The following is an 11,951-nucleotide window of genomic DNA, read 5'->3' on the forward strand; positions in this document are numbered from 1 at the left end:
TCTATGCTGCTAGGGGAGAGTGAAGCCATGGAAGCGACGGATCAGCTGCAACAGCAACAGCAAGGAAGCAAGGATCGTAAGACGAAACGTTCCATTATCGACTGCGATATTCATGCAGGCTCATTCGGTGATGAGGTGATGGACTATTTGCCCCGGGTGTACCGGGAACAGATCAAGACCTTCGGCTGGCGTTTGCCCAGTCAGAATGCGATGTATTTGAACGGCACGGGCAAAGGAGTCAAGCAGGACGAGAGCTTTCCCAAGGAAGGCGGCTCGGCAAGCTATCTGAAATATTTTCAAACGAATTTTCTCGAGAAATACAATATCGAATACGGCATTCTGACTGGAACCGGTAGCTATTCTATCCAAACCAGCCCCGATGCAGATTATGCGGCGGCGGTGTGCTCGGCCTACAACAATTACGGAATCGATAAACTGCTGTCCCAGGATGAGCGGATTAAAGGCTCGATCCTCATACCGAAGCAGGATCCGATCCTGTCGGCCCAAGAAATCGATCGGGTCGGCTCGAACCCGGACATGGTGCAGGTCATTGTTGCTAATGGAGCGGAGAAGCCTTACGGGAATCGGTTCTATCATCCGATCTACGAAGCGTGCGTTCGTAACGAATTGCCGTTCGCCATTCATGTCAGCATGGAAGGCATCGGCATCAATCCCGCGCCTACAGGTGCAGGGCAAGTAAGTCATTACATCGAATACCGGGCAGCCCGGGCGCAGATTATGGCGACGCACCTGGCAAGCTTTATTTTTGAAGGCGTGTTTGAGAAATTCCCTACGCTGAAGGTGGTCATGATTGAGGCGGGGACACTCTGGATTGCCCCGCTGCTGTGGAGGCTCGACCAGGATTGGAAGGCGCTGCGCAGCCAGACCCCATGGGTCAAGGAGCCGCCCAGCGAATATTACCGCAAGCATTTCCGCGTCACCTCCCAGCCGATTGAGCTGCCGCCGAAGCCATCGATGTTCCTTCCAATGCTGGAAGCAATCAACGCGGATACGAACTTAATGTTTGCGACGGACTTTCCGCATTGGGACTTCGATTCCCCTACCTTAGCGTTCCCCAAGCTCGATGAGCAGCTGTGGGACCGGATTTTCTACCAGAATGCGGCGGAGCTGTACGGATTGCCGCAGCGGCGCAGCGAATCGGGGGCCGGGCGATGACTACGAAATACTATGTAGGAAACGTGAGTGAATTTACTCCGGGCTCCAAGAAGCTCATCGAAGCAGGCGGAAAAAGCATCGGAGTCTATCAAGTGAACGGTCAGTATTATGCAATTAGGAATTTATGTCCGCATCAGGGTGCGCCGCTCTGCGCGGGATTGACCTCATCCTACGTTACCTCTAACGGACCGGGTCATTTCGAATTCGAGAAGGAAGGTGAAATTGTCCGTTGTCCGTGGCATCAATGGGAGTTTGATTTGAAAACCGGCTGTATGATTGTCGATCCCAAGATGAGGACGATGACGTACGACGTTACGGTAGAAAAGTATGATATTACCGTCGATGAAGATCAAATTTATGTTCATATGTAACAAAAGCTACCGCCCTTCAGCGTTCAAGCTAAGGGCGGTTTGCTGCTGACTCTTACGGTACGGCGACATTCGCAAATCGGCAATGTGACTGTGGCCGAGACAGCCCGAGCAGTACGAATTGAGAATCTGACGCGACTTCACCCGTCCCTTCGAAATCGATTTGTGGATCAGCTTATCAAATTCACCAAAATAAACATAATGAGAAATATACTCTACGGCACAAAAGTAAATAAGGTTTAAGATGTTGCAAAAATTATGTGAATTCTATAGGGTGGGGCGCTTAGGTATCCTTCGCGTTTTCGCCTGTATAAGCCCTTTTCTCAAAATCAATATCCATCCAAATACCCACCTTTAAGGAAAGGCCTAAGGCGTTATATCCTGTACTTCTGTCGGAAGAGCGAGGGATTAAGCCCGGTCTTGGCGGTAAAAATCCGACACAAATAGGAACCGCTTTCATATCCGCATTGGAAAGCGATCGCTTCCAGGGTATCCTCCGTTTCCAGCAGCAGCCGCTTCGCTTCCTCCAGACGGAGGGTAGTTACATAGGCGGCGGGTCCCACACCGTAGGCTGACTGGAAACGGCGGGTCAGCTGCGAGGGACTCATGCGAAGGTCTGCCGCCAGCTGCTTCATACTGAACGGGCGGCAAGCATGGGTCTGTAGATAACGGAATGCCTGCTGCATGAGCAGGTCGTTCGTTTTATGCCGCTTCTTATGCTGTAGCAGCTCGAGCTCCGTAAGCAGAAGCAGGTCGGGAACGACATATTGCCGCATCAGACGAAAACGGATGTCAGGGTTATTCGTTAGGTGCGCAAGATTGCGTAAGTAATGATAGGTCGAGGAAAGCCGAATTACATCCTGGATCGTTATTTTGCCAAGAGGAAACGGACAACCGGCCAGGTCCTGCTTTACCACTTCAAAGTGGATATGATGAAACGTAATGCTGCTTAACGCTCTGCGCTTAAAGCTGACACCTGCAGGACAAAACACGAGATCCCCAAGGGCGGCCTGCCCGGCGGACTGTCCCATTTCAAACTCGAATTCGCCTGCTTCAATCGCAATCAAGGTAGGGTGGTCCAGTGTTTGCTCCGTATGTCGAAACGCCGCCTGAGGTCCCGCATATACGTATCCGGTTAACTGATAATGTTCGGCGAGCATCCGCGTCACTCCCCCCGCTGTATCGATTCCAACCATAGAATATCCCTCTATCACAGCTATTGTCAATCCATTGCGGGACCATCCAGGATGCTGCAATAAAGTGAAAATTTCCTGTAACAATCGTCCATACAGGCAGAATAATTATGCATTTACTCTGGCGTACCCCGTTATTATAATCAAGGAACAATAGCTAGTAGAGTTAAAATATGGATGAAATCGGAGGGTGTCCCTATGATCAAAAAAGTATCAACCGGTATGGCGGCCTTAACGGCCTTCGCCTTGCTCCTTACGGCCTGCACCGGAATGCAGCAAGCGAAAACGAAGCCGGAAGAACCGCCTGCCGTGGTAAGCAACGAGCCCGCAGAGGTCAGCATCTATCTATGGACAATGCCGCAAGCGGAATTCGATTTCATTGCGGAGCAGGCCAAGACGAAATTTCCGCACATCACTTTGAAAGCGATTCCGAACACCAACGCCGGTGGACCGAGTCTAGACGCTATGGTGACGGCGGGTGCGCTTCCCGACTTGTTCGCGGCACGCGGTGTAGCTACCCAAGAGCTGGTGAAGCGTGGACTGCTGTATGATGTAAGCGATTTAATGAAAAAGCATAAATTCGACAGCTCCCGTCTGGATCCATTGGCCCTTGAGCAGATGAAGAATGAAACGGGTGGAATCATCGCGGGCGTTCCCCTTAGCGGCACGACAGGAGGAATTTTGCATTACAACAAGGATTTGTTCGATCGCTTTGGTGTCCCTTATCCTAAGGATGGAATGACATGGGATGAAATTTATGAGATCTCCAAGCTGATGACACGCAATGAAGACGGAGTACAGTATCGGGGGTTGGCCGAGCGATGGATGGATACGTTCTTTGCGATGAATCCATATGGGGAAACCTACTTGAGCTTGACGGAGGATAAGGCCAACGTGAATACGGAGGGCTGGAAACGAATTGCCGAGAATTTCGCTCGCTTCTATACCATTCCGGGATTGAAATTTGATGCGAAAACGATAAACAAAGAGCAGGATTGGAGGGTGTTTATCGAGGGAAGGGCTGCCATGTCCGTATTCTCCTCCCGCAATTTTATGAACTGGAACTTCCGTTGGGATATCGTCAGTCTTCCTACCTACAAGGATAAGCCCGGCATCGGAAGACCTGCTGATTTCCGTAATCTGTATGTGATGAGCAGCAGCAAGAATAAAGACGCAGCCTTCCAAATCGCCTCTTGGCTGACCTCGGACGACATGCAGTCCAAGCTGGCGGCGGATTTCGGAGTATTCCCCGTCGTAACAAGCGATGCTGTCCGGAAGAACTTCCAGAAAAACGACCCGCTCTATAAAGATAAAAACATCGCCGCTCATTTCGTGAATAAAGTAGGACCCGGAGCTCCCGGACGCAAGGCCGGTTTGGTGAACGTTGACGCTCAGACGCCGCTCATGAAGGAGCTGGAGAAGGTCATTGTGGAAGGCAAGGACTTGAACAGTGCGTTGAGAGCTGCGGAGGAAGCGATCAACCGGGCCATTACAACGGAAAAGTCCAAGTAACACGCCGTCAAGCTTCCCAGGGAAGGGGGTGATCCGTCTAAAACCCGTCGCGTTTGAGAGCAGATCTATTTCATGGGAGGTATGGGGATGTTCAGCAGGAGCAGAAAGCTTAGTCTTCACGCAAGTCTGGCTATGGTAGTTGCCGCCTCTACGGTAGGAATATCGTTGACGGAGGGAGTGAATGTCGTGAACGCTTCAAGCGGAATCACCTATTATGTCTCAACAACGGGCAGCGATGACACCGGAACGGGAACGCTGGAGGCGCCGTTCCGAACGCCACACAAGGCTAGAGATGTAGTGAGGCAGCAGATCGCCGGAGGCATGAATGAGGATATTACGGTGATGCTGCGGGGAGGCACCTACCGTTTGGAGAGCACCTTAGCGTTCAATGAGCTGGATTCCGGCCGGGACGGACATCGCATTACCTATCGGAGCTACCCGGGAGAGAATGCGGTGCTGGATGCCAGCAAGCCGATTACAGGCTGGCAGCTTCATAACGGAAACATCTATAAGGCCAATGTCGGTACATCTTGGAGCTTTGACGTCCTGTTCGAAAATCAGGTGCAGGCGATGAAGGCACGATATCCGAATATTCAGGGAGATACGAATGCATACCGCCGGGTGCAGGCACTTGTAGCAGGGGATGACCGGAAAAGCTTCGTCTTCGCCCAAGGCGACATCCCGTCGGTGACGAATCCGACTACTCTGGAGACGTATATTTGGCCCGGAGGGGCGCAGGGCTACCAATATTGGTATTCTTATACCGTCGGTGTAAGCGCTATCAACTATGTGAATCGAACGGTTACCTTAACCAAGCCTGTAGGCTATGTCATCGGTCCGGGGTCCCGTTATTTCATGCAGGGGGCGCTGGAGCTGCTCGATCAGCCGGGTGAATTTTTCCTGGATCGGAGCACCGGCACGGTTTATTATTATCCTCATGATACCGCTCAGCTGATTGGAGGCATAGCGGCCCCGTTCGCGGGAGAGGTCGTCAGGCTTACAGGCAGTTCGTCTTCCGCTCCGGTTACGGATATCACGCTGGAGGGATTGACCATCCGCAATACCAATGTCGGTAAGGATGGCATCCACGGGGAGAACCTCGAGCGCGTCCACGTACTGAACAGCCGCATCTACAACACAGGGGAGCACGGTATTCAGCTGCTGGGCTGGGCGAAGTCAAACCGGATCGAGGGCAACGAAATACAAAATATCGGCTACAATGGAGTCAGCATCGAAGGCTTGGCCAAGACAGCCGAACATGTCAGTTCCGGGAATATCGTAACCAATAATCATGTGCATCACGTAGGCAAATTTTACGGCAACAGCGGTGGGGTCCGCATCTATGACAGCGGGGAAAATATTGTTTCCCATAACCGAGTTCATCACTCTCCGCGTTATGCCATTCACATCAAAGCGCAGCGCAAGGGATATCTGGTCGGCACGACCATAGAGAATGTGCTTGTGACGGAAAACAATTATCGCGATTACCAGCATGCCCGCAACAATCTTGTGGAGTACAACGATGTTTCCCATGCCACGACAGATTCACAGGATGCCGGAATTATTGCAGGCTGGGGCACGGGTACCGGCAACATCGTTCGTTACAATCTGGTTCATGACAGCGACCTGCAGCTGCTCACGGAGGTTCCAAGCCGTTCCTTCGGGTATGGACTGTATTTCGACGACAATTCCGATGACGTGCTGCTTCAAGGGAATATCGTTCACAGCCTGCAGCAGACGGGGGGCGGTTACCTGAACAGCTCCGTGATGCTGAAGGGCATCGGCATTCGGCTCGAAAATAACATTATTGCCGGTAACCGCGAGCAGAACGGGACGATCGGCTCCACGCAAACCGGGGGAGAAATCTCTTCCGAGCTGGAGATTACCCGTAATATTTTGTACCAGAACGATGCCAAGCTGTACTCCATCAATTATTGGGATGAAAACAAGTTTACTCACGCGGATCATAACGTGTACTATACAACAAAAGGGACTTATGAATTCGGTGGTTCCATTCCTGCCCCCCATTATGATCGATGGCTCGAGCTGCAGCTTGGGAAATTCGATCAGCATTCCATCGTGGCGGAGGATCCCCGTTTCATGAACGCTGCGGAGCACGACTACCGGCTGAGGTACGATTCGCCAGCCTACAAGCTGGGAATGATAGACCTTGATCGTCAGAGCATGGGGCTAAAGGGCGACTACCCGTACGCCGATCCGAACGATCCGCTTGCAGTCCTGTTCGTGAAAAAAGCAGGGGAATCGACGAACAAGGCATGGACCGTGCTGGAACCGAGTCAGAGCGCCAAGCTGAAAGTATCCGGGCGAACTGCGCAAGGGTACTTCATCAAACCCGCACACTCATCGATCAGCTTTGCTTCCAGTCATCCAAGCGTGGCCGCCGTGAGCTCGACCGGCGTTGTTCAAGCGATCGGTTACGGAGCCGCGACGATTACGATTTCCGCCACACACAACGGGGTAACGAAGACGACGAGCTTCGATGTATTGGTTCATGACAGCTTGGCTTCGGTAGGGATCCATGTTCCGGACAGCATGCAGGTCGGAGCCTCTGTCCATGCGGATGTTTACGGCGTCTCCGTCTTGGGGAGATACGTCGAGGTAACCGGTGCATCGGTTCAATATGCAAGCAGCTCGCCGACGGTGGCTGCGGTTGATTCGAATGGTCAGGTCACGGGAACCGGCACAGGCACAGCGGTATTGTCTGCCCAGGTCACCGTGGCAGGAAGCGTCTACACGGTCAGCAAGCCGATAGAAGTGTATGTGACCTCCACGGAGCTGGAAACGTATGATTTCGAAGGATCCGGCACCGGGGGCTGGGTATCGCTTTCGGGAACCTGGCAGATTGTCGAGGATGGCGATAATCATGCTTATCAGAATACGAATACAGCGAACACGGCCCGAAGCTACCTGGGGCACATCATCCGCTCCGACTATTCGCTTAAGGCGCGAATGAAGGCAGACGCATGGGGGACAGGAAATCCGGTGCGGCTCGGCTTGATCGGAAGATATGTGAATAGCACGAACTTCTATTATGCGGCATACGAGCAAACTACACAGAGATTTAAGCTGTTCAAAATCGTCAATGGAACGGTTAGCACCATCGCTTCCTCTGCGGTTATGCCGACCGACTTTACCGCCGGTTATCGGGAGATGAAGCTGGATCTTGTGGGTACCTCACTAAGACTGTATCTAGATGGCAACGAGGTGCTATCGGCTCAGGATTCCTCCTTCTCGGAAGGCTATCCCGGCTTGTACGCTTACAACCAGAAAACGTACTTCGACGATATTGTGGTAGAGGACATTTCCGGCAGCTGAGAAGCCAAGCATGCAATGACTTGTAGAACCAACCCGCCTTTTCTAAGTAGAGAGAAGGCGGGTTGGTTTGTGTAAACAATTGTCCATACTGTGGAAATGATCGTGTATTTACTCTAGAGAGCACGGTCTATATAATAAGGTACAAACAATGTTCCGCAGCTTTTACGCAGCAAAATGTAAGCGCATACTGTAGAGAGAAGCACAGAAGAGGGGGGTTACGCTATGAAGTTTTTTCCTGGTAACCGTTCCGCGGACTGGCGGAGGCTGATCCTGTCCTACTTAGCCCTGACGATTGTTATTATTTTAGCCATCGGCGGCTATCTTACGAAGCAGGCACAGGAGCTTTATACCCGCGAGCTCGCTCAGGAGAATCTCCATCAGCTGCAGCGCGTTCAGAATTTCGTGGAAGAAAATTACTTGAATCGGTACGAGATGTCCGTTCTCAATAAGGCTATGACCACCATACGTTCGTCCAGTACGGAGGAGATCAACTTCTTCCTGGAGAACGGGATGGAGGGAAATTACTATAAAATCGTAAGGCTTACCAATGACCTTCGAACGCTGATTATGGCTTCTCCCGGCTTGGATAACATCTCGATCTATTATAAGCATTCGGACATGGTGGTAGATCAGGACTATTATTACGAGTCCCCGGCAAGCTCTCCGAATTATGAGCTGCTCAAGGATATCGACAAAGCCGAGCCGCACAGATGGTTCGCTCGAACGGTCAGAGATAACGATGGGGCGGAAAAGCGGCTGCTGAGCTACATTTATACGCTGCCCTACCGGTCCAAGGGAACGCAGGTAAAAGGTTATATGATCATCGATCTGAATGTGATGGACGTGGTCGGCAAGCTGCAGGCACTGATTCAGAATGCCGATGACAGGTACTATATTTATACCGAGAAGGGGGCCCTTGCGGTTTCCAACACGATGCTGACTCGGGGACCTTTGCCGGAGCCGCCCGTAGTAGAGCTGGAGAGTAAGCTTGGGGAACAGGAGTACAAAACACTTAGGTTGACGAAAGAAGGAAAGGAGGTCAGCCTGTCGGCCTACGAATCGGGAAGCGGGTGGAAGTATGTCAGCCTTCGGCCTATCGATTCCACCATGCTGCTTGCGAATCGGCTGCAGAGCAAGGTGTGGGTCATCAGCCTTGTCGTGCTGCTGCTCGGCGTGATTCTATCTTATGTCATGTCGATTGGCTTTCATAAACGGATACAGGGGCTGATGCTCCGTCTTCAGCAGATGCTTGAGGTGCAGCACAACAAGCATCTGCAGGATCTGCTTGTCGGCAAGCTGCCTGCGGAAGGGGAGCAGCTGCCCATACAGCCCCACGGCAGCTTTGTTGTGACTCTCCTCCAGGCGGAATCGGGTCATTCCTCTGCGGTATTGCAGCAGCAATTCGAGATGAAGAACCACGCCATACCGAGCTATGCCATCCAGGTGAACGGTTATCAGACTGCGGTGATTTATTGTGTCGATCATCTCCATGCATGGGAAGCCGTCCGGCACGTGCGTCATGATCTGGAGCATTGGAGAGTCAAACTGAACGGCGACATTCGCTTTGCCGCGGCGGTAGGCAGTGTCGTTCAGGGGTTGGAGCAGATTCAGGTCTCCTATATGGAGGCGCAGGAGGCCATGGCATACGTATTCGTCGAGGGGATGGCACTTCTCATAGCTTATGAGGAGCTGGAAGAGAAGCAGCCGATATCGATTGAACTGCTGGAGAGCCAAGCTCTGGAGAACAAGCTTCGGTCAGGAGACGAGGCTCTGGTGCGGGAGCATTATCGGGAATGCTCGCGGTACCTGCTCGAAGCGAACCTCACTCTGGAGGCTTATGAGATGCTGCTGCATCACTTGGCGCTGACGCTGGCGAAGGTGGTGATGGATACCGGGAAAGGCAGCTTCAAGCTGACGTCCTCGGATATTATTGCCGGCTATCGCAGAGGCTCGCTGAAAGAAACCGTAGCTTATTTAGAGGAAACCAGCATCGAGTTTATGTCGTGCCAGAAGGAAATGGGAGACACACAGTACGAACGCGTCGCCCAGCAGTTGAAGGAATATATCGATCTGCAGCTGGAACGCGACTTGTCCCTGGATGATTTGGCGGACTATGCGGGATACTCCAAGCAGTTTATCGGCAGAGTGTTCAAGGAGCAGTATCACTGCACGCTTGCTGAATATATGAGCAGGCAGCGGCTGGAGCTTGCACGGAAGCTGTTGTCCGAAAAAACGCATTCGATTGCAGAGGTCGCCAGAATGAGCGGGTTCCGTAGCGTTCCGTATTTCACTACAAAATTTAAGCAATGCTGGGGAGTAACCCCTGCCCAATATCGAAATCAATAAGCCGTAGCCCCCGCCTGAACCTGAGGCAGGGGCTGTTTTTTTCGTACCCCGCCGACGCTAATTCATATCCTGTAAGCTCAATTCAGATATTGAAATTGAAAACAGTGCGATTCCGCATATAAGATCAATTTATGAAACAGCTACAGGAAAGGGGACAGACATCTTGAGAGCGATAACAGCATGGTTTAACGCGGATGTGAGAAAGGAATACCGCAAGTGCAAGTATTTATTTTTGATGCTGGCACCGGTCCTGCTCTACTACATCATCTTCGAGTACGGCCCGTTGTACGGCGTGCAGATTGCATTCAAGGATTACCGCATTAGGGAGGGGATCCTAGGGAGCCCATGGGTTGGCTTCAAGCACTTTATTTATTTGTTTACCTCCTCGCCGGATTTTTTTCGCATTATGAAGAACACCCTGCTGCTCAGCTTTTACCACATTGTGTTCGGGTTTCCGGCGCCTATTGTGCTGGCGCTTTTATTTAATGAAATTCGTATCGAGATGTTCAAGCGGATTACGCAAACCATCAGCTATCTGCCTCACTTTTTGTCGTGGGTCGTGCTGAGCGGGCTTTTGATCACGATTCTTTCCCCGACGACGGGCACGGTCAATCAGCTTTTGTCGATGGTCGGGATGGAGCCGATTTATTTCCTGGGAGATCCTCAGTATTTCCGTTTCACCTTGGTCGTTTCTTCCATATGGAAGGAAGTGGGTTGGGGGACGATCATTTATTTGGCAGCGCTCGCAGGTGTCGATCCCGCGCTGTATGAAGCGGCAGTAATGGATGGGGCCAACCGCTGGAAGCAAACGTGGCACATCACTCTGCCCGGCATTATTCCGGTCATCACGATCATGTTTATTTTCCGGATCGGTGCGGTACTGAATGCCGGCTTTGACCAAGTGCTGAATTTGTATAGTCCGAATACGTACAGTGTGGGAGATATTCTGGATACGTATGTATATCGCGCTGGTCTTACCCAGCTGCAATACAGCTTGACCGCAGCCGTCGGGCTGTTTAAGAATGTGGTGGCGTTCACCCTGGTGCTCCTGACGAATTACATGGTCAAGAAGCTTGGACAGGAGGGGATTCTCTAATGCCGGCCACACGACTCAGCAAAGCGGAGAGCGTTTTTCAATATGTGAATCTGGCGGTCATTACATTCTTTTGTATCACCGTGCTCTATCCTTTCTTACATGTGCTGTCGGTTTCCCTAAGCACACCGTCCGAAGCGATCCGGCCCGGTATTCATCTCTATCCCAAGGAGTTCACCTTCGCCGCTTACGAGCAGGCGCTGCAGACGAAGGGCATCTGGATGGGCTATTACAATACGATCTTTCGTACGGTTGTCGGCACGCTTCTCTCTTTGATTGTCATGACCATGGGGGCTTACGCGTTGTCGAAAAAATATTTGCCGCACCGGGGATTTTATACCATGTTCATCGTGATCACCATGTTTTTTAGCGGCGGATTGATCCCAACGTTTCTGCTGATAAGGGGCTTAGGCTTATACGACTCGCTCTGGGCGTTAATCATCCCCGGATTGATTAACACCTTCTATATGCTGATCATGCGCAATTTCTTTCTGGGGCTGCCCCAGGAGCTGGAGGATTCCGCCAAGATGGACGGAGCGCACGATTTTCAAATTCTTTTTCGGATCGTCCTGCCGATCTCCAAGCCCATCCTGGCAACGATAAGCTTATGGCTTGCCGTTCATCATTGGAATGAGTGGTTTCAAGGGCTGATTTATATCCAGGATCAATCCAAGCTGGTGCTTCAAATTTATCTTCGCCGGCTAATTGTGGAGAGCAGCGACCTCGAGACGAAGCAGCTGATGGATCAAGCGTCGGAGCAGGAGGTAGTGGCCGAGAGCGTCAAGGCAGCCGTGCTGATGATTGCTACGCTGCCGATTCTTGTGGTGTATCCGTTTATTCAAAAATATTTTGTCAAGGGCGCGCTGATCGGGTCTGTGAAAGGGTAATGCGCAGGCTGCCTGAAAGGGGGGATGTCCTTAGCAGAGA

The 11,951-nt window shown here is 51.7% G+C and carries 8 protein-coding genes; 7 read left to right on the forward strand and 1 reads right to left on the reverse strand.

Annotation, left to right across the window (positions count from 1 at the left end; genetic code table 11):
- Positions 1-27: 27 nt before the first annotated feature.
- Both QMO62_RS02120 and QMO62_RS02125 read left to right on the forward strand, forming a co-directional pair.
- A complete protein-coding gene (locus tag QMO62_RS02120; protein WP_284638379.1) occupies positions 28-1,176 on the forward strand; it encodes an amidohydrolase family protein in 1,149 nt (382 codons plus the stop codon).
- Complete coding sequence (locus tag QMO62_RS02125) at positions 1,173-1,547, forward strand: Rieske (2Fe-2S) protein (protein ID WP_284638382.1); 375 nt, start codon at positions 1,173-1,175, stop codon at positions 1,545-1,547. The genes QMO62_RS02120 and QMO62_RS02125 overlap by 4 nt, the downstream gene beginning before the upstream one ends.
- Positions 1,548-1,918: 371 nt before the next feature.
- Here QMO62_RS02125 and QMO62_RS02130 read toward each other — a convergent pair whose 3' ends face one another.
- The gene (locus QMO62_RS02130) at positions 1,919-2,740 is read right to left on the reverse strand and encodes a helix-turn-helix domain-containing protein (protein WP_284638384.1); all 822 of its coding nucleotides are present in this window, start codon (positions 2,738-2,740) and stop codon (positions 1,919-1,921) included.
- A gap of 195 nt (positions 2,741-2,935) precedes the next feature.
- Between QMO62_RS02130 and QMO62_RS02135 the strand changes: the two genes are divergently transcribed.
- The 5 genes from QMO62_RS02135 (at position 2,936) to QMO62_RS02155 (ending at position 11,911) form a co-directional block, all read left to right on the forward strand.
- A complete protein-coding gene (locus QMO62_RS02135; RefSeq protein ID WP_284638386.1) occupies positions 2,936-4,249 on the forward strand; it encodes an ABC transporter substrate-binding protein in 1,314 nt (437 codons plus the stop codon).
- 87 nt (positions 4,250-4,336) lie between these two features.
- Positions 4,337-7,585 (forward strand): right-handed parallel beta-helix repeat-containing protein, encoded by a 3,249-nt coding sequence (locus QMO62_RS02140; RefSeq protein WP_284638388.1) that lies wholly within the window; start codon positions 4,337-4,339, stop codon positions 7,583-7,585.
- 222 nt (positions 7,586-7,807) lie between these two features.
- On the forward strand, positions 7,808-9,931 hold the full coding sequence (locus tag QMO62_RS02145) for a helix-turn-helix domain-containing protein (protein ID WP_284638390.1): 2,124 nt from the start codon (positions 7,808-7,810) through the stop codon (positions 9,929-9,931).
- A 163-nt stretch (positions 9,932-10,094) separates the two neighbouring features.
- The gene (locus tag QMO62_RS02150; protein ID WP_284638392.1) at positions 10,095-11,027 is read left to right on the forward strand and encodes an ABC transporter permease; all 933 of its coding nucleotides are present in this window, start codon (positions 10,095-10,097) and stop codon (positions 11,025-11,027) included.
- The gene (locus QMO62_RS02155; protein ID WP_284638394.1) at positions 11,027-11,911 is read left to right on the forward strand and encodes a carbohydrate ABC transporter permease; all 885 of its coding nucleotides are present in this window, start codon (positions 11,027-11,029) and stop codon (positions 11,909-11,911) included. The genes QMO62_RS02150 and QMO62_RS02155 overlap by 1 nt, the downstream gene beginning before the upstream one ends.
- The last annotated feature ends 40 nt before the right edge of the window (positions 11,912-11,951 follow it).

The sequence above is a fragment of the Paenibacillus silviterrae genome (genome assembly GCF_030167925.1).
Classification (GTDB): Bacteria; Bacillota; Bacilli; order Paenibacillales; family NBRC-103111; genus Paenibacillus_G; species Paenibacillus_G silviterrae.

Bases quoted from the DNA above. Each gene is read 5' to 3' on its own strand.
- QMO62_RS02120 (WP_284638379.1), top strand. From the start codon at position 28: ATGGAAGCGACGGATCAGCTGCAACAGCAACAGCAAGGAAGCAAGGAT.
- QMO62_RS02125 (WP_284638382.1), top strand. From the start codon at position 1,173: ATGACTACGAAATACTATGTAGGAAACGTGAGTGAATTTACTCCGGGC.
- QMO62_RS02130 (WP_284638384.1), bottom strand. From the start codon at position 2,740: ATGGTTGGAATCGATACAGCGGGGGGAGTGACGCGGATGCTCGCCGAA.
- QMO62_RS02135 (WP_284638386.1), top strand. From the start codon at position 2,936: ATGATCAAAAAAGTATCAACCGGTATGGCGGCCTTAACGGCCTTCGCC.
- QMO62_RS02140 (WP_284638388.1), top strand. From the start codon at position 4,337: ATGTTCAGCAGGAGCAGAAAGCTTAGTCTTCACGCAAGTCTGGCTATG.
- QMO62_RS02145 (WP_284638390.1), top strand. From the start codon at position 7,808: ATGAAGTTTTTTCCTGGTAACCGTTCCGCGGACTGGCGGAGGCTGATC.
- QMO62_RS02155 (WP_284638394.1), top strand. From the start codon at position 11,027: ATGCCGGCCACACGACTCAGCAAAGCGGAGAGCGTTTTTCAATATGTG.